Source organism: Mesorhizobium australicum, assembly GCF_900177325.1.
Classification (GTDB): Bacteria; Pseudomonadota; Alphaproteobacteria; order Rhizobiales; family Rhizobiaceae; genus Mesorhizobium_A; species Mesorhizobium_A australicum_A.
This window is the reverse complement of the sequence record NZ_FXBL01000004.1, coordinates 4,529,111-4,547,084: the sequence shown is the minus strand read 5'-3', so window position 1 is coordinate 4,547,084 and position 17,974 is coordinate 4,529,111. Positions and strand designations below refer to the sequence as shown.

The 17,974-nt window shown below is 64.4% G+C and carries 18 protein-coding genes; 12 read left to right on the top strand and 6 right to left on the bottom strand.

The window, feature by feature from the left end; all coding sequences use genetic code 11:
* The first annotated feature begins 72 nt into the window (after positions 1-72).
* The 7 genes from B9Z03_RS24825 to hpaI all read left to right on the top strand — a co-directional run bounded on the left by B9Z03_RS24825 (position 73) and on the right by hpaI (position 7,241).
* Positions 73-1,650 carry an ABC transporter substrate-binding protein gene (locus B9Z03_RS24825; protein ID WP_085466683.1) on the top strand — a complete coding sequence of 526 codons (1,578 nt, stop codon included), beginning with the start codon at positions 73-75 and terminating at the stop codon, positions 1,648-1,650.
* Between the two features lie 145 nt (positions 1,651-1,795).
* Positions 1,796-2,194 (top strand): 5-carboxymethyl-2-hydroxymuconate Delta-isomerase, encoded by a 399-nt coding sequence (locus tag B9Z03_RS24820; RefSeq protein ID WP_085466682.1) that lies wholly within the window; start codon positions 1,796-1,798, stop codon positions 2,192-2,194.
* Positions 2,191-3,711 (top strand): 5-carboxymethyl-2-hydroxymuconate semialdehyde dehydrogenase, encoded by a 1,521-nt coding sequence (gene hpaE / locus B9Z03_RS24815; RefSeq protein ID WP_085466681.1) that lies wholly within the window; start codon positions 2,191-2,193, stop codon positions 3,709-3,711. The genes B9Z03_RS24820 and hpaE overlap by 4 nt, the downstream gene beginning before the upstream one ends.
* A gap of 48 nt (positions 3,712-3,759) precedes the next feature.
* Positions 3,760-4,740, top strand: a complete 981-nt coding sequence (hpaD, locus tag B9Z03_RS24810) for a 3,4-dihydroxyphenylacetate 2,3-dioxygenase (RefSeq protein WP_085466680.1) — start codon at positions 3,760-3,762, stop codon at positions 4,738-4,740.
* A gap of 14 nt (positions 4,741-4,754) precedes the next feature.
* Positions 4,755-5,627 carry a fumarylacetoacetate hydrolase family protein gene (locus B9Z03_RS24805; RefSeq protein ID WP_085466679.1) on the top strand — a complete coding sequence of 291 codons (873 nt, stop codon included), beginning with the start codon at positions 4,755-4,757 and terminating at the stop codon, positions 5,625-5,627.
* Complete coding sequence (hpaH, locus tag B9Z03_RS24800) at positions 5,624-6,427, top strand: 2-oxo-hept-4-ene-1,7-dioate hydratase (RefSeq protein ID WP_085466678.1); 804 nt, start codon at positions 5,624-5,626, stop codon at positions 6,425-6,427. Before B9Z03_RS24805 ends, hpaH begins: the two co-directional genes overlap by 4 nt.
* A 7-nt stretch (positions 6,428-6,434) precedes the next feature.
* The gene (hpaI, locus tag B9Z03_RS24795; protein WP_085466677.1) at positions 6,435-7,241 is read left to right on the top strand and encodes a 4-hydroxy-2-oxoheptanedioate aldolase; all 807 of its coding nucleotides are present in this window, start codon (positions 6,435-6,437) and stop codon (positions 7,239-7,241) included.
* Between the two features lie 27 nt (positions 7,242-7,268).
* Here hpaI and B9Z03_RS24790 read toward each other — a convergent pair whose 3' ends face one another.
* The 6 genes from B9Z03_RS24790 to B9Z03_RS24765 form a co-directional block, all read right to left on the bottom strand.
* A complete protein-coding gene (locus B9Z03_RS24790; RefSeq protein WP_085466676.1) occupies positions 7,269-8,897 on the bottom strand; it encodes a GMC family oxidoreductase in 1,629 nt (542 codons plus the stop codon).
* Between the two features lie 48 nt (positions 8,898-8,945).
* Positions 8,946-9,725 carry an enoyl-CoA hydratase/isomerase family protein gene (locus B9Z03_RS24785; protein WP_085466675.1) on the bottom strand — a complete coding sequence of 260 codons (780 nt, stop codon included), beginning with the start codon at positions 9,723-9,725 and terminating at the stop codon, positions 8,946-8,948.
* Between the two features lie 39 nt (positions 9,726-9,764).
* A complete protein-coding gene (locus B9Z03_RS24780) occupies positions 9,765-11,237 on the bottom strand; it encodes an aldehyde dehydrogenase (RefSeq protein ID WP_085466674.1) in 1,473 nt (490 codons plus the stop codon).
* A 90-nt stretch (positions 11,238-11,327) separates the two neighbouring features.
* Positions 11,328-11,774, bottom strand: coding sequence for a nuclear transport factor 2 family protein (locus B9Z03_RS24775; RefSeq protein WP_085466673.1), 447 nt, complete (start codon positions 11,772-11,774; stop codon positions 11,328-11,330).
* Positions 11,775-11,869: 95 nt separating this feature from the next.
* Positions 11,870-12,193 carry a 2Fe-2S iron-sulfur cluster-binding protein gene (locus tag B9Z03_RS24770; RefSeq protein ID WP_085466672.1) on the bottom strand — a complete coding sequence of 108 codons (324 nt, stop codon included), beginning with the start codon at positions 12,191-12,193 and terminating at the stop codon, positions 11,870-11,872.
* Between the two features lie 8 nt (positions 12,194-12,201).
* Positions 12,202-13,380: a cytochrome P450 gene (locus B9Z03_RS24765; protein WP_085466671.1), complete on the bottom strand. Its 1,179-nt coding sequence runs from the start codon at positions 13,378-13,380 to the stop codon at positions 12,202-12,204.
* A 96-nt stretch (positions 13,381-13,476) separates the two neighbouring features.
* On the opposite strand from B9Z03_RS24765, the gene B9Z03_RS24760 reads away from it, so the two are divergent.
* The 5 genes from B9Z03_RS24760 (at position 13,477) to B9Z03_RS24740 (ending at position 17,961) form a co-directional block, all read left to right on the top strand.
* Positions 13,477-14,391, top strand: coding sequence for a LysR family transcriptional regulator (locus tag B9Z03_RS24760; RefSeq protein WP_176247627.1), 915 nt, complete (start codon positions 13,477-13,479; stop codon positions 14,389-14,391).
* Positions 14,392-14,405: 14 nt separating this feature from the next.
* Complete coding sequence (locus tag B9Z03_RS24755) at positions 14,406-15,113, top strand: arylmalonate decarboxylase (protein ID WP_085466669.1); 708 nt, start codon at positions 14,406-14,408, stop codon at positions 15,111-15,113.
* Between the two features lie 26 nt (positions 15,114-15,139).
* Positions 15,140-16,036 (top strand): NAD(P)-dependent oxidoreductase, encoded by an 897-nt coding sequence (locus B9Z03_RS24750; RefSeq protein WP_085466668.1) that lies wholly within the window; start codon positions 15,140-15,142, stop codon positions 16,034-16,036.
* Between the two features lie 93 nt (positions 16,037-16,129).
* A complete protein-coding gene (locus B9Z03_RS24745; RefSeq protein ID WP_085466667.1) occupies positions 16,130-17,167 on the top strand; it encodes an ABC transporter substrate-binding protein in 1,038 nt (345 codons plus the stop codon).
* Positions 17,164-17,961 (top strand): ABC transporter permease, encoded by a 798-nt coding sequence (locus B9Z03_RS24740; protein WP_085466666.1) that lies wholly within the window; start codon positions 17,164-17,166, stop codon positions 17,959-17,961. The genes B9Z03_RS24745 and B9Z03_RS24740 overlap by 4 nt, the downstream gene beginning before the upstream one ends.
* The last annotated feature ends 13 nt before the right edge of the window (positions 17,962-17,974 follow it).

Sequence of the window (17,974 nt, the reverse complement as noted above, 5' to 3'; positions counted from 1 at the left end):
GCATGCGTCACTTGATTCTAAAAATTAACGTGTTAATAAAGGTAGGTCATTCTGGCCTCGGGAGGAGTTAACATGACAATCTATCGCGGTCTTCGTTCCGCAGCCGCCGTCGCGGTGGTCTGCGGACTGACCTCTGGAACCGTGCTTGCGCAGGAACCGACGCCGGGCGGCGTTCTCAGGCTGGCTGGCGTCGGCGAGCCTGCCACCTTCGACTGCGGCGCGCTCACGTCGTCCACCCAGTTGCAGTACATCGCGCCGCATTACTCGACGCTGCTGTCCTTCCAGCCGGACACGTTCCCGAAGATCTCGCCCGGCCTCGCGAAGGAGTGGACGGTCTCGGACGACGGAACGCGCTACTCGTTCACGCTCAACAGCGGTGTGAAGTTCCATGACGGCACAGATCTCACTGCCGACGATATCAAGGCAACGTTCGAGCGGATCGCCAATCCACCGGAAGGTGTGGTGTCAATCCGCAAGGGGCGGTTTGGAGCGTTGAAATCGATCGAGGTGACGGCGCCCGACAAGATCGATTTCCTGCTGTCCGAGCCTTCCGCGGGCTTCCTTGCCACGCTTGCCGCGCCGTGGAACTGCATCTATTCGGCCAAGAAGCTGAAGGAAGACCCCTCCTATCCGGCGAAGACGATCATGGGCTCGGGTCCCTTCGTGTTCGAGGAATTCGTCCCGGGCGCCTCGTGGCGCGCGAAGAAGTTCGATGGTTATTTCGAGAAGGGTCTTCCCTATCTGGACGGGATCGATTTCGCGATCATGGGTAGCCCCGCCGTCGTCAATGCCATCGCCAGCGATCAGGTGGACGGCTACATGCGCCTGATCACCGCGCCCGACAAGAAGCGCATCGAGGACGCGCGCGGCGACACGGTGAAGTTCGACCTCACGCCGTCGACATCGGTCAACATGATCCAGGTGAACACCACCCGGAAGCCCCTAGACGATGTCCGAGTGCGCCAGGCGCTCAACCTCGCCATCGACAGGCGGGCGGGACTGAAGGCCTTGGCTGTCTACGCACAGGACGGCGAGAACGTGATCTTCCGCGAGGGGCATGCGGCAGCCCTGTCGGCTGCCGAGATCGAAAAGATCCCGGGCTATGGCACCGACATCGCCGCACAGCGCGAGGAGGCAAAGAAACTGCTGGCGGATGCCGGCGCCTCCGACTTGAAGCTCGCGCTCCTGGCACCGAACATCAAGGCGCCGTACGAGCCGATGGGCATCTTCCTGATCGATCAGTGGCGCCAGATCGGCGTCACGGTGACGCTCGACCAGCAGCCGGTGGCGAACCAGACGGCGCGGATGGCCTCTGGAGACTTCGACCTGTCGATGGATTTCTCCGCGCCGACCACGGACGACCTCACCGATGTGCTCGCGAAGTTCGTGCCCGGCGGCGACGGCAATTTCTCGGGCCTGAAGGACGACGAACTGGTGGCGTTGTTTCGCAAGCAGGACGAGACGCTGGACGAGAACGAGCGGTTGAAGATCGCGCGTCAGTTCCTCGATCGCTTCATTCAGCTTCAGTACGCGATCACCACATTCGGTACATATCGCGAGGTGGTGTTCGACAAGAAGGTGAACGGCTGGAAGGTCCCGCCGAGCTATGCGGTCGGGCTCGATCTGAAATCCGTGTGGCTGCAGAAGTAGCGAAGCGAGATCCAGCCCGTGCGGCTGCCTGTGGCGGCCGCACGGGCTGGAAGACGTAAGCCGGGATAAGCCTTTGGTTGTCTTGACTTTCCCAATTTGCAGATTAACAGGTTAACAATCGCCCTTCGCATTCCCTGGGTCATCGATGCCACATCTCACGATCGAATATTCGGACAATCTCGACGGCAAGGTTGAGATCGCCGGTCTTTGCCGGGCGCTCGACGAGCAGATCGCGGCGTTTCCGTTCTTCGAACGCGGCGGCATCCGTGTCCGGGCGATCGCCTGCAGGTCCTATGCCATCGCCGACATGCTGCCGGCCAATGCCTTCGTCGACATGCAGTTCCGGATCGGAGCGGGGCGCAGCGAGGCGGACAAGAAAGCCGCCGGCGATGCGCTGTTTGCGACCGCGACCCGGCTGCTCGGCCATCTTCTCGACGAGCCGCATTTCGCTCTGTCGCTCGAGGTTCGGGAGATCGATCCGGTCCTGAGCTGGAAGAAGAACTCGATCCATGCACGTTTGCGCCAGAAAGTAGTCCCGGAATGACCCTTCAAGACAATCTCAGGAAAGCGGAGGCCTGGCTCGCACGTTTCCGCGAGCAGGGCGTGCAAAATCATATCGGGGGCAATGCGGTTCCCGCCGTGGACGGCTCCACCTTCGAATCGATCAGTCCGGTTGACCTGAAGCCGCTGGCGCAGGTCGCGCACGGCAAAGCTGCCGACATAGATCGCGCTGCAAAGGCTGCCAAAGCGGCGTTCCCTGCATGGGCGGCAATGGATGGGGATGCGCGCAAGAAGCTGCTCCATCGGGTTGCCGATGCGATCGTCGCGCGTGCGGAAGAGATCGCGTTCATCGAATGCATGGACACCGGCCAGGCGCTGAAGTTCATGTCGAAGGCTGCGCTCCGCGGCGCCGAGAATTTCCGTTTCTTTGCCGACCGTGCGCCGGAGGCCAGGGATGGGCGGGCGCTGCGCGGTCCCGGTCAGTTCAATTTCACGACGCGTGTTCCGATCGGGCCGGTGGGCATCATCACGCCGTGGAATACGCCGTTCATGCTGTCGACCTGGAAGATCGCCCCGGCGCTGGCCGCCGGCTGCACGATCGTCCATAAGCCGGCCGAGTTCTCGCCGCTGACCGCGAGCCTGCTGCTCGAAATCGCCGAGGAGGCGGGGTTGCCGAAGGGGGTCTGGAACCTCGTCAACGGTCTCGGAGAGACCGCCGGCAAGGCACTGACCGAGCATCCGGATATCAAGGCGATCGGCTTTGTCGGCGAGAGCCGCACCGGTTCGATGATCATGGCGCAGGGTGCGCCTACCCTGAAGCGGGTGCATTTCGAGCTCGGCGGCAAGAACCCCGTCATCGTCTTTGCCGACGCCGATCTCGAGCGCGCTGCGGATGCGGCCGTGTTCATGATCTACTCGCTCAACGGCGAACGCTGCACCTCGTCCTCGCGTCTGCTCGTCGAGGAGAGCATCTATGACAAGTTCGTCGAGATGGTCGCGGAGAAGGCCAAGCGGATTCCGATCGGCCATCCGCTCGACCCGAATACGGTGATCGGCCCGCTGGTGCATCCCGTGCATGAGAAGAAGGTCGTATCCTACTTCGACATCGCCCGCGAGGAGGGAGCGACGATTGTCACCGGCGGCGAAAAGATCGTCGACGGTGAGTTCGGCAAGGGATGTTACGTTCGGCCGACTCTCTTCGCGAATGCGCGCAACGACATGCGTATCGCCCGCGAGGAGATTTTCGGACCGGTACTTACGGCGATACCGTTCAAGGACGAGGCCGAGGCGCTGGCACTCTCGAATGACGTGCAGTACGGCCTTGCAGGCTATCTCTGGACGTCCGACCTGACGCGCGCCCTTCGTTTCACGGACGGGCTGGACGCCGGCATGATCTGGGTGAACTCCGAGAACGTGCGCCATCTCCCGACGCCGTTCGGCGGCGTCAAGAACTCGGGCATCGGCCGCGACGGCGGCGACTGGTCGTTCGATTTCTATATGGAAACCAAGAATATCGCCCTCGCGACAGGCCGCCACTCGATCACGAAGCTGGGCGGCTGACCGTATCGGCAAGAGCCGATACGCAGCTCTAGGAGAAGGGACGAACACATGCCGTTGCCAGCGTGCAATCTTTATCCGCCGTTCAACATCGTCAGGCTCAGCCATCTCGACCTGGGTGTGACCGATCTCGCCCGAAGCAAGGCGTTCTGGGCCGACACGATCGGCCTGCAGGTCACGCATGAGGACAGTGATCTGCTGACGCTCCGCGGCATGGAGGAACGCAACCATCACTGCGTCGTCCTGCGTCGGCAATCCGAGCCGTCGGCGAACTCGCTGTCGTTCAAGGTCTATGCCGAGGAGGATCTCGACAAGGCGCGCGACTGGTTCAAGGCGCGTGGCCAGAAGACCGAATGGGTCGAACGTCCGTGGCAGGATCGCACCCTGCGCACCTACGACCCGCAGGGAATCCCGCTCGAGTTCTACGCAACGATGGAACGGCTGCCGCCGATCCATCAGAAATATTCGCTCTACAAGGGCGTGAAGCCGCTCAGGATCGACCACTTCAACTGCTTTTCCACCGATGTCGACGCGTCTGTGGCCTTCTACAACGACATCGGCTTCCGGGTGACGGAATACACCGAGGACGACGACACCAAGCGGCTGTGGGCGGCCTGGATGCACCGCAAGGGCGGCGTCCACGACATGGCGTTCACCAACGGCCGCGGCCCGCGCCTGCATCATGTCGCATTCTGGGTGCCGACGCCGCTGAACATCATCGATCTGCTCGATCTGATGTCGACCACCGGCTATCTCGCCAATATCGAGCGCGGCCCGGGGCGGCACGGCATCTCGAACGCGTTCTTCCTTTATGTCCGCGACCCGGATGGCCATCGCGTGGAGATCTACTGCTCGGACTATCTCACGGTGGACCCGGATCTGGAGCCGATCAAATGGGATCTGAAGGATCCGCAGCGCCAGACCCTCTGGGGCGCGCCGGCGCCGAAGAGCTGGTTCGAGGAGGGCTCGGCCTTCCAGAACGTGGCGGTCGGCGAACCGTCTCTGCGTGCGCAGCCGATTGTCGCGCCGTGACGGAAAGGGGTGAAATGACCCGCCCGAAGCTCGCTACCTTTCGTGCCGACGGACGGGTCCGATATGGGCTCGTCAGGAATGACGGGGTCGTCGAGCTTTCTGCAAGGCATCCTGAATGGCCGACGCTGAGAGAGGTTATCGAGGCGGGCGCGCTCAATCTGATCGCGGAAGAAGGGGCGGGTGCGGCCGTCGATTTTCCGAATGGCGCGTTCACCTACGAGATTCCCGTTCCGGCGCCGGAGAAGATCATCTGCGTCGGCGTCAATTATCCCGACCGTAACGAGGAGTACAAGGACGGCCAGGCCGCGCCCGCCAAGGCGTCGCTGTTCATTCGATTTCCGCGATCTTTCGTGGGGCACGGCCAGCCGATCGTGCGGCCCCCGGAGTCGGTGCAGCTCGACTATGAAGGCGAGGTCGCCATCGTCATCGGCAAGGGCGGTCGGCGCATCGCGGAGGCGGACGCGCTGGACCACATCGCGGCGCTCTCGCTCTGCAATGAGGGCACGCTGCGCGACTGGGTCCGCCATGCCAAGTTCAATGTCACGCAGGGCAAGAACTTCGACCGCTCCGGCTCGATCGGGCCGTGGCTCGTGCCATTCCAGGACGAAAGCCAGATCGCGGACATAGCGCTGACCACGCGCGTGAACGGCGAGGTGCGGCAGCAGGACCGGACGGGACGGATGATCTTCTCCTTCCGGCATATCATCTCCTATATCTCGACCTTCACGACCCTGGTGCCGGGCGACGTCATCGTGACCGGCACTCCGACCGGTGCCGGTGCGCGTTTCGATCCGCCGATATGGCTGAAACCGGGCGACGTGGTCGAGGTCGAGGCGGACGGCATCGGCCTGTTGCGCAACACTGTCGTCGACGAGGCGACGGCATGATGTCCCCGGAAGCCGTCGCCGCCGCCGCCAACGCCCTGGATCAGGCCGAGAGGACGCGCGTCCAGATCGGGCTTCTGTCGTTGCAGCATCCGGGCATGGACATGGCCGACGCCTATGCGGTGCAGTCCGCCTGGGTGCAGCGCAAGCTGGGCGACGGACGCCGGATCGTCGGACGCAAGATCGGCCTGACATCGAAGGCCATGCAGAGTGCGCTCAACATCGACATTCCCGATTCCGGTGTGCTCTTCCATGACATGTTGTTCAAGAACGGCGGAACCGTGCCGAAGGGCAGGTTCATCCAGCCGCGGATCGAGGCCGAGCTTGCTTTCGTCATGAAGGCGCCGCTCGCTGGGCCAGGCGTGACGCCTCAGGACGTGATCCGCGCCACCGACTACGTCCAGCCGGCGCTGGAGATCCTCGACACACGCATCCTGCGCGTGGATCCGGAGACCAGGAAGACGCGGACGGTGTTTGATACCATCGCCGACAACGCGGCCAATGCCGGGATCGTGCTTGGAGGCGAACGACGGCGGCCGGATGACATCGACCTGCGCTGGGCCGGCGCGATCGTCTATCGAGACGGAGAGGTCGAGGAGACCGGCCTCGGCGCCGGCGTTCTCGATGATCCGGCTCTGTCGATGGCGTGGCTCGCCAATCGCCTCGCGACCTATGGCGACCGGATCGAGGCGGGCGAGATCGTGCTGTCCGGTTCCTTCGTCCGTCCGATCGAGGCTCCCTCCGGTTGTTTCATCCGCGCGGACTATGGTCCCCTGGGCCAACTGACACTTTCTTTCGAGTGAGATTCACATGCCCGCGCCCGAAAACAGGTTCAAGCGCGCCCTGGCGGATGGGCGCGCACAGATCGGGCTCTGGCTCGGTCTGGCGAACGCCTATACGGCCGAACTCTGCGCCGGAGCCGGCTTCGACTGGCTGCTGATCGACGGCGAACATGCACCGAACAGCATTCCGACGACGCTCGCGCAGATACAGGCCATCCAGAGAGGGTCGTCGAGCCAGGTGGTGGTGCGCGTGCCGATTGGCGAGACCTGGCTGATCAAGCAGGTACTGGACCTGGGCGCCCAGACGATCCTCGTTCCCATGGTCGAAACGGCCGAGCAGGCTCGCGAACTGGTGCGTGCGGTTCGCTATCCGCCAAACGGCGTGCGCGGCGTCGGTGCGGCCCTCGCGCGCGCCTCTGCCTTCAACCGGATCGGCGACTATCTGCAGACGGCGGATCGAGAGGTCTGCCTTCTCGTCCAGGTCGAGAACCGGGCCGGGCTTGAGGCGCTGGACGCCATCGCGTCGGTGGACGGCGTCGACGGCGTGTTCGTCGGGCCAGCCGACCTCGCGGCCGACATGGGCTTTCTCGGCAGGCCGGGTGCACCGGAGGTGCAGGCCGCGGTGGAGGATGCGCTGCGTCGCATCCTGTCGCACGGCAAAGCTGCCGGCATCCTGACCTCGGACCAGGCGCTTGCGCGGCGCTATCTCGAGATCGGCGCGACCTTCGTCGCGGTCGGCAGCGACGTCGGTCTGCTCGTAGGGGCGACCAATGCCCTTATCAAGCAGTTCCGCGATGACGACGTGGCCGCGACCCCGCGATCCGGCGGCTACTGACTGTCCGCTCCCACCGACCACTTCATTTCAGGGCAGGTCGTCTGCTGGCAGCGGCGGCCTGCCGAGAATGATGTCCGCGGCCTTCTCACCGACCATGATCGCAGGCCCGTTGGTGTTGCCGCCAATCAGGGTCGGCATGATCGAGGCATCGGCGACGCGCAGGCCGGCTATGCCGTGCACTTTCAACTCGGCATCCACCACCGCCTCCTTGCCCGGGCCCATCGTGCAGGTGCCGACCGGATGATAGGCGGTGTGTGATTTCTCACGCACATAGGCTGCCATGCCGTCGGCGCTCTCGACCTCGCGGCCGGGGTCGATTTCGGCGCCGCGATAAGGAGCGAAAGGTTCCGTCTCGACGAGGCGGCGCGCGATGCGGAGGCCGCGAACGATCGTCTCGACATCTTCCGATTCAGCGAGGAAGTCGGGGTCGATACCAGGCGCGCTCTTCGGATCGGCGCTTTGCAGGAAGACGCGACCGGTGCTCTTCGGGCGCAGCAGGACGCTCAGGATGCCGAAGCCGAACCCGCGCCCCATGCGGCCCTTCTTGTCCCTGATTGCGGGAACAAGGATGAGCTGGACATCCGGCCTCGCCAGGCCTGGCAGGCTGCGGATGAATGCACCTGAATGAAGTATATTGTTGGCGAGCAGGCCGCGACCGGTGAAAGGATAGGACACAACGTTCCAGGCGAGCCAGGGCAGGCTCTTCCAGGACAGGCCGTATGGCACGGTGGTCGGGCTCGTATACTGCACAGCTGCAGCGATGTGATCCTGCAGATTGCGTCCGACGCCCGGCAGGTGGCGCTTTACGTCGATGCCCATCGCACGCAACTCATCGCCATCGCCGATGCCGGAGAGGAGCAGCAGGTGTGGCGAACCGATCGCCCCAGCGGACAGGATCACCTCTCGATCCGCCCCTACGACCCGAACCTCGTTTCCGATTTCGACCTCGACGCCGGTGGCGCGGCCATCCTCGACGACCACACGGCGGGCCAGGGCTCCGGTCAGGATCTCGAGGTTCGGGCGGTGGCGGGCGGGCGCAAGATAGGCCGTGGACGTGGAACTGCGTCGGCCGCGCGCGATCGACGCCTGGCGACGGCCGAAGCCTTCGTGCGTTTCGCCGCAGAAGTCCTCGTTGCGGCGGTACTGCAGCGCCTCGCCTGCCTGGAAGAATATTTCCGACAACGGGTTGTACTGATCCAGGAAACCGACCTGAACCGGGCCCTCGGTGCCGTGGTAGACCGAGTCGCGGAAATCGCGATTGTTCTCCGATCGCCTGAAATAGGGCAGCACCTCGCGGAACGACCATCCCGGGTTTCCGAGACTCGCCCAGTCGTCGTAGTCACTCGGCTGGCCGCGCGTGTAGACCATTCCGTTGATCGAGCTCGACCCGCCGAGCGTCTTGCCGCGTGGAACGGCGATCTTGCGGTCGGCAGCGTGCTTCTGCGGCGTGGTCGTGAAGTTCCAGTTGAGCCGCGGATGGTTGATCAGCCGCATCACGCCGAGCGGCACATGGATCAGAGGGCTCCGATCGGTCGGGCCCGCCTCGATCAGGCATACGGAGTTGGCCGGATCCTCCGACAGCCGATTCGCCAGGACGCAGCCTGCGGAGCCGGCGCCGACGATGACGTAGGTGAAGCGCTTTCCTGCGCTGTTCATGTCAATTTCCTCTCCCGGCCTTCCTCGGAAAGCGCCGGCTTAGTCCTGTCACGATCCACGACGGGGAAAGCGCGGCTCTTCCTTGGCGAAGAAGGCGCGCAGACCTTCGGTCACCTCGGCCGATCCGCCGAGCGCAACGGCGGCTGCCAAGGCATCCTCAAGTGCCTCACGCTCCGGCATCTCCCATCCCCGACGCATGGTGGCCTTCAGCGTCGCGATGGCGTGGGGCGGTCCCTTGGCGAAGCGCCGGGCGAGCTTGAGCGTCTCGGCAAGCACGTCGGCCGGCGCGATCACCCGGTGGGCGAGGCCGATCTGCAACGCTTCCGCTGCCTTGACGGTGCGGCCGGTCAGCATCAGCTCCATTGAGCGGCTGTAGCCGATGCGGCGCGGGATCCTCACCGTCCCGCCGATGCCGGGGAACACGCCCAGACGGATTTCCGGCAACGAGAAACTGGAGGTTTCCGACGCATAGACTATGTCGCAGCAGGCGCTGAGTTCGACCCCACCGCCGACAGCGACGCCGTTGATCGCGACGAGGGTGGGAATGTCGAGCGAGGCGATCAGGTCGAAGGCGCGGTTCTCGGCACCAAGAAGTTCCGCCGGGCCACTGCCGGCATCATGCGCCCGCTTCAGTTCGCCAAGATCTGAGCCGGCGCAGAAGGCGCCGTCGCCCTTGCCCGTCAGCAAGATCGCTCCGACATCCGGCGCACGCGCCTCGATGAGCGAGGCGAGCTGGTGCGCCATGTCGAGGTCGATGCTGTTGGTGCCCCGATTGTCGAGTGTGAGAACCAGAACGCCTTCGTCGATCTCGTGATGAACGGTGCCCATGCTGTCTCCTTGCAGTGTCCCGCCGTCGACAGACCGCGCTCAGGTCAGCCGCATGACGAACGGATTGGGGACATCCGCATCGAAATTGATCCACACGCTCTTGGTCTTGAGATACTGGCGGATGGCGTTCACGCCGCTTTCGTAGCCAAGCCCGGAGTTCTTGTATCCACCGAACGGCGTCGTGTAGCTGGCGGCGCGATAGGTGTTGACCCACACTGTTCCCGCCTCGATCGCATTGGCCATGGTGAACATGCGACGGATGTTCTGTGTCCACACGCCGGCGGCCAGGCCATACATCGTGTCGTTGGCGATCGCGATCGCCTCCTCCTGGTCCCGGAACTTGATGACCGAAAGGACAGGGCCGAACACCTCCTCCTGCGCAATCCGCATGCGGTTGTCGACATTGGTGAAGATCGTCGGCTGGACAAACCATTCCCCGACATCTGAGGCCCCGCCGCCAAGAACCAGCTCGGCGCCTTCCGACTTCGCGACTTCGATATAGTCGAGGATTTTTTTGTACTGCGGTGGCGTCGTCACCGGGCCGACTTGTGTGTCCTCCAGCATCGGATTGCCGATGCGCGCCGTCTTCGCATAGGCGAGCAGGCGCTCGACGAACTGGTCGTGGATGGTCTCGTGCAGCAGAAGGCGCGAGCCGGCAATGCAGGTCTGGCCCGACGCGGCGAAGATGCCCGACACCGCACCCTTCACGGCATCGTCGAGATTGGCATCGTCGAAGACGATGTTCGGCGACTTACCGCCGAGTTCCAGCGTCACCGACTTGAAGCCGCGCGCGGCAGCTTCGTAGACCGTGCGGCCGCCATGTTCGCTGCCGGTGAAGGATACTTTGGCGGTCTTCGGGTGTCGCACGAGTGCTGCCCCGACGTCCTGGCCGTAACCGCACACGACGTTGAAGACACCCGGCGGAAAGCCCACCTTCTCGACCAGCCGCGCAAGTTCCAGTGTCGAGGCGGACGTGAACTCGGACGGCTTCACCACCACTGCGCAGCCGGCGGCCAGCGCCGTTGCGACCTTGTTGACGCCGAGCATCAGCGGCGAATTCCAGGGCGTGATCGCGACGGCGACGCCGATCGGCTCGTTGCGGGTGTAGTTGAAATAGCCCGCGCGCTCGACAGGCGGCACCGTGCCCTCGATCTTGTCCGCGAGGCCGGCATAGTAGTAGCAGAATTGCGGCAGGTAGCGGACCTGCAGTCCCATTTCCGCGATCAGCTTGCCGTTGTCGCGCGTCTCCACCTCGCCGAGGAATTTGGCGTTTTCGGTAATCGCGTCGCCGAGGCGGCGGAGCAGGGCGCCGCGGGCGCTCGCCGACATCGTCGCCCATGGGCCGGTGCGCATCGCCGCATGAGCCGTCTCCACGGCGAGGGCCGCATCCGCCTCGGTGCCGCGCGCGATCGTGGCCCATGGCTTTCCGGTGTAGGGGTCAATCGTTTCGAAGCGTTCGCCGGTCGACCCTTCGACCCAGCGTCCTCCGATATACATCTGATAGTGCTGCACGCGGTTACCTCCCTCGGTCGGGGCGCCGTTGCTACGGCGAAAGCCTGGTCCCTGGATAAAATGGCGGGTGAGCCCCCGGCGCCGCGCCGGTCAGACGGCCGTGCCGTCGGGAACCCAGGGGCAGTCGGCGTCGCGCCAGTGATGAACGCGGCGCTCGGCGAAGAGAAAGCCGTCGCCATGCCGGACCAGCACGTCGAGCGAATGGCCAAGGCTCTCGATCATCTTGACGTGGTTTTCGGCGGTCCGCCATTTCGTGACCGTCCAGTAGGATCGCACCGAATAGCCGCCGCCTGCATCGGGTTCGATGCGCAGGTTGTCGATGTGGTGCTGCCTGCCACGGAACGCGGGCAGGTTGGTCAGCATGCGGAAGTAGCCGCCGATCTCCTCGCGACCATGATACACCGTGCCGGCGGTGTCCTCGAAGATCCCGTCGGGAAGGAAAAGATCCAGCACGCCTTCGATATCGGCCATGTCGAGCTTCCAGACATAGTCGGTGATCAGGTTGCGAACGCGAAAATGGTCGCCGATGTCGATCAAGGTATGCCCTCCCGCTGCCCTCGCGACGAATTATTTAACAGGTTATTAGATTGGTCGCGTCCGGCTTGCAATAGACGTTGAGAGGTGTTTTTCGATTATACCTGCGTGTCGGGAATCCTGACGATCAGCCCATCCGTCGCGTCGGACAGGACGATCTGGCAGGAAAGGCGGCTTCCCGGGCGGCGTTCGGCCGCTGTGAAGCCAAGCATGTCCTCTTCGTGATCGAGGGGCGGCGGAAGGCTGGCCAGGAACGCCTCGTCGACATAGACGTGACAGGTGGCGCAGGCGCAGTTGCCGCCGCACTCGGCGACGATGCCGTCTATACCGTTTGCAATGGCAAGTTGCATGACAGATTCGCCGGATTGCGCCTCGATGGCGTGCTCGTTGCCATGATGGTCCACGATCGTGATCTTCGGCATGGCTTTTCTCAGGCGTCCCATTTCACGGGAAGATTCAGGAGACCGCGGAAGACCCAGCCGCCAAGACGTGCCTCGCGGTCCGGGTCGAGCCGCAGGTTGGGCAGGCGGCGCAGGATGTTGGGCACGGCGATGTCCCCAACCTGCTTTCGCGCCGCCCAGGTTCCAAGGCAGAAGTGGGGGCCGGAACCGAAGGCGAGATGCGGAGCGCGCTTGCGGTTGATGTCGAACAGATGACCGTCCTCAAACCGTGTCTCGTCATGGCAGGCCGACGCCACGACGAGGCCGATCTGGTCGTCCGGTTCCAGGATCGCGCCGCCGAGTTCGACCGTTCTGGCGACACGGCGCGGATACATGCCGATCGGCGCGACCCAGCGCACTGCCTCCTCGAACACGTCTTTCCAGCGGCCGTCGTCGGCAAGCACCTGGGTCAACTGGGCCGGATTACGGAGCAGGCCGTAAAGCGCCGTGCAGGTGGCGTCGCGCGGCTCGTTGAGCCCGCCGCCGACGATCACCTTCACGTTCGCCCTGATCTGGTCGATCGTCAGCGGCTCGGCGGCGTTTGCCATGGCGGAGACGACCGAAGGATCGGGATTTGCCTTCAACTGAGGGATGCGCTCGTCGAGAGCGGCGTCAATCGCCTGCGAGGCGGCCAGGCCCTTGGCCCAGACGTCGGGATCGTCGCCATAGTTGCCCACAGCGTCCATCAGGCTCTGCGACCAGCCGATGAGATCGCGCCAGTCGACATTCGTCAGCCCGAGGATCTCCATCAGGCAGCGCGAGGCCAGGGGAGCGGCGAACTCTGCGAAGATGTCGGCTTCGCCCCGTTCGGCGAAGCCGTCGATCAACTCGTCCGCGATCCGCGCGAAGATCGGCTCCCAGTGATTCTTGACCGTGCCCGGCCGGAAGGTCGGCTCAAGCAAGGCGCGCTCGCGCTTGTGGTCCTCGCCGTCCTTGCGCATGAGCGTATGCCCCATCGCCTTGATCTGAAGCGATCGCAGGTCAAGCGCCGGAAAGGTCCCGGCGTCACGCTCGATGGCAATGATGTCGTCGAAGCGGGTCACGAGATGTATCCGCGCCGCCGGCACCCATGCGACGGGCGCCTCCATGCGCAGACGCCGATAGGCCGGGTAGGGGTCGGCATAGAGATCGCCGAGGGTAATGTTCTCGACGCTCGGGGCGGTCGACATCGGGCTCTCCTCCGCGGCGGCGCGCCTGGCGCTGCCTTTTGCGAGGACGAACCATGGGCTTATCTGTCGAACAAGTGCATGGTATCGATCCAATCTATGGAAGAATTCGATGGAAACATAGACCTGCGCGCGCTGCGCGTGCTGATCACCGTGCACAAGGCCGGATCGTTGACCGCGGCGGCGCACCGGTTGGGGCTCAACCAGTCCACGGTCAGCTACACGATCGGCCGGCTGCGTGAGACGTTTGGCGACGAGCTTTTCGTTCGCGCAGGGCGGGGCATCCTGCCGACGGAGCGATGTGAGGAGATCGTCACCGAGGCGGAACGCCTGCTTCGCGATTTCGCGCGCCTCGCCGCTCCGCAACATTTCGATCCGGCTACGACACGTGGACGATTGGTGATCTCCTGCAATTTCTACGAGCGGACGGTGATCCTGCCCCAGCTTATGCGGGCGCTGCGCGCCGAGGCGCCTGGCCTACGCGTTTCGATCATGCAGTCGCACACGCAGGGTCATCGTCAGCTCCTCGCCGACGAATGCGACATTCTGATCTCGCCGCTGCTCGCGGACACGGCCGGCCTCTACACCCGTGTCCTGTTCACAGAGCGCTATGCATGTTTCGTCGACCGGAACAGCCGCGCCGCGCGGGAGGGCATCTCTCTGGAAGAATATGCGCGCGCGGAGCATGTGACGGTTAATTATGACGGAGGATGGAAACCGTTCTATCGCGAGACGCTGAAATCACTTAACATAGATATTATACCCAAGCTGGAGCTGCCGAGTTTCGGGATGGTCCACAGGCTGATTGAAGGAACCGATCTTGTGCTGACCGCTCCTTCCGCGCTCGCGCCGGCTATGGCTGAGAGTTGCGTGCGTATCGCCGCGCCGTTTGATCGCAGCTTCGACGTCCATCTGTTCTGGAGCGGTCGCGCGCACCAGACGCCGATCAACCGTTGGCTGCGTGGCCTGGTGGTCAGGGCGGCGAAGGCGGTTGCTGCGCGGCTCGACGGATGACGGGAGGGAATGACGTGGTCAAGGTGGGACTCATCGTGCCGCCGCTCGACGGCATCGTCCCGCCCGATGCGGCGGCGATGTATCCAGATGTCGCGTTCGAGGTCGCCGGGCTCGGCGTGCGCGGGCTCACGGCCGAAGGCTATGGCGAGGCCGTCGGTCGCGTGGAGGCTACCGCGCGCGTGCTTGCCTCACGCGGCGTTTCGGCGATCCTCCTGTTCGGCACGTCATTGAGCTTCTTCAAGGGGCCGGCCTTCAATGGCGAACTGGAAGCGGCGATGCGTGAAGCGTCCGGGGTCCCCGCCATGACGCTGACCAGCGCCATGATACAGGCTCTCGAGCGGCTGCGCGCGCGGCGCATCGCCGTGGCAACTGCCTATACCGCTGAGGTCGACGCAATGTTTCGCCGTTATTTCGAGGCCTGCGGCTTCGAGATCGAGCGGATCTCGGGCCTGGGCATCACCGCCTTGCCGGAGGTGGAGGCGGTGGCGCCGGAGGCGATCGCGGACCTTGCCCGGAGGGTCGCGGCGGGCGCACCCGATGCGGAGGCGGTGGTGCTGTCCTGCGCCGGCATGCGCACCACTCCGGTCGCGGCCGCGCTCGAGCGCGAACTGGGAAAGCCAGTCATATCCAGCGCGATGGTCGGAAGCTGGGCAGCTGTCAGGCTGGCCGGATCGAGCGCCATTTCGCCCGGCATGGGGCGTCTCTACGAAACTGGCGCCTGACACGCCGAACCTTAGCGGAGGGTGAATTGACGATTGGAATCATCGGGTTGGGCGGCATGGGCGGCGGGATGGCCGCGCGGCTGCTCGGGCTTGGCAGGAGCGTCACCGGCTACGACATCAGTGCTGAACGGATGGCTGCCTTCACGGCGCTCGGCGGCGAGCCGGCCACGAGCGCCCGCGACGTGGCGGATCGCGCCAACCTGGCGATAGCCTGCCTGCCGTCCGAGGCGGCGAGCTTCGCGGCCGCCTTCGGCGCCGACGGTGCGGCGGGCGGATCGGCGCTGCGCACCTATGTCGAGATGTCGACCCTCGGCAAGGAGGCGATGGAGCACATTGCCGGGAAGCTCCACGCAAGCGGCATCGGCTTCCTCGACGCGCCGATCAGCGGCGGTCCGAAGCGCGCGCACCAGGGAACGCTGACCGCCATCGTTGCGGGGAGACCGGACACCCGCGCAACGGCGATGGACACACTGAACCTGCTTGCCGAGCATGTCTTCGAGGTTGGAGATGTGCCCGGCCAGGCGCAGGTCGTGAAGCTGGTCAACAACATGCTGTCGATCACGGCTTTCGTCGCGAGCTGCGAAGCGGTCTCGATCGGTGTCAAGGCGGGGCTCGATGCGCGCACCATGATCGACGTGATCAATGCCAGCACCGGCCGCAACTCCGCGACCGTCGACAAGTTTCCAGCCGCGATCCTGCCGCGCACGTTCAAATATGGCGGTCCGCTCTCGATCGGCGTCAAGGACAGCCAGCTCTTCCTCAAACTGGCACGCTCGACCCAGATGCCAGCTTTCGTCGGCTCGACGGTCGCCAATCTCTTCGCACTCGTCGCAGACCAGCTCGGACCGGAGGCCGACTACAGCAACACGATCAAGGTGTTCGAGGCCTGGGGCGGCGGGATTGTAGTGGGCGACGCCGAGTAAACGAAGTTTGGCTACGCCGTTGCCTTGCCGGTAGATCAATAACAGGTTAAGTAGCTACCTTCGACGCGTGACCGTCTAGGGAGGAAGGTCTTTATGTTCGTGAAATTGAAGATGGCCGCGATAGCCGCGGCCCTGACGTTTTCATTCGGTCTGGGAGGCTGGCAGGCTGCGGCTGAAGAGCAGACGATCACGGTGGCGACACCGGGCGCGGCGCTGCATTTCTATCCTTTCTATGTCGCTGAGGCGGCGGGCCTGTTCAAGAAGGACGGCATCGCCATCCAGTGGGTCGACGTGGGCGCCGGCTCGCGCCAGATCGCGGCGGTCGCCAGCCGTAGCGCGGATTTTGCCGTCGTCGGCATGCAGCCGTCGATCAGCGCCCGGGAGAACGGCGCCGATCTCGTGGCCGTCAGCGGTCTCTTCAACGCCTATCCGATCCAGCTCGTCCTTTCCAAGGCGGCCATGGAGAAGACCGGCATCACCGCCGGGATGGGGATCGACGACGTCGTGTCGCGCCTCAAGAACGTGACCATCGCCGTCACCGGCATCGGCAGCACCACCGACGTGCTGCTGCGCAGCTGGCTGGTCAAGCGCGGCGTCAAGCCGGACGAGGCGATCACGATCCAGCCGCTCGGCAATCCGGGGGCGATGTTCGCGGCCTTCGAACAGGGCGCGATCGACGGCGTCATGCTTGGCGCACCCTGGCCGGAGAAGGCCGAGGCCGACGGCGTGGGCACGATCATCGTCGATCCGCTCAAGGGCGGCATCCCCGAGCTCGAAGGCGTTCCCTACACGGCGATCATCGCCGCCGGCTCGCTGGTCAAGGAGAAGCCCGAGGTCGTGGGATCGGTCGTTCATGCCCTGACCGAGGCCATGAAGCTCACGGCGGCGGAGCCGGACAAGGTGGGCGAGATGCTGAAATCGTATTTCCCCGACACAGATGAGGCGATCTACAAGGCCTTCGAGCCGCGCTATCGCGGCAAGTCGTCCGCCACGCCCGTCATCTCGAAGGAGGAGTACCAGAAGCTTCTCGACTGGATATCGATCACCTCCGACAAGCCGGTGACCGTGACCTTCGAGCAGTTCGTCGACAACCAGTTCGCCGACAAGGCGGCGGCCGAAGTGCTGAAATGACGGCGACGACCCCCACGCGCCGAGGCGGACGCAGGAACGAGGAGCGAGAGCTCTGGCTTCAGAGGGCAGCGCTTGCCCTCGCGCTTCTTGCCGTATGGGAGGCGTGGGGCCGGCTCGTTTCCGATCGCTGGACCAGCCGTCCGAGCGCCATGCTGGTGCGGCTGGCCGAGTGGGCATCGAACGACCTCGCCCGGCACATCGGCGTCACGTTCGCCGAAATCGGCGCCGGGCTCGCCATCGGGGTGCCGCTTGGGGTTGCCGTGGGCCTCGTCGTCGGCCGGTCGCCTCGTGCCGGTGCGGTGTTCCGGCCCTTCATCGTGCTGCTCAATTCGCTGCCGATCGTCGCGATGACGCCGCTGCTGATCATGTGGTTCGGCCTCGGTATGCAGCCGAAGATCGTGCTGGTCGCCTTCGTGTCCTTCCTGCTCCTGTTCTTCAACACGTTTTCAGGTGCGCGCGCGGTGGATGACGACCTGCTCGATTCGCTGACGCTGATGGGTGCGACGCGCTGGGAGCGCTTCAGGAAGGTCGTTCTGCCCGGCAGCACGAGCTGGATCATGGCGGCGCTCAAGAACGCGCTGCCCTATGCCTTCATCGCCGCGGTGATCGGGGAGATGATGCTTTCGCAGGCGGGGCTGGGGCATCTGATCACCCGCTCGGCGCAGCAGTTCGACATGACCGGCGTCTATACGGTCCTGCTTCTGATGATGGTGCTCGGCGCGCTGGTCAACGACCTCATGGCGCGTCTGGAGCGGCGGCTGATGCGTTGGCGTGTGCCGGCAGACAACAGGTGAACGGATGAATGCG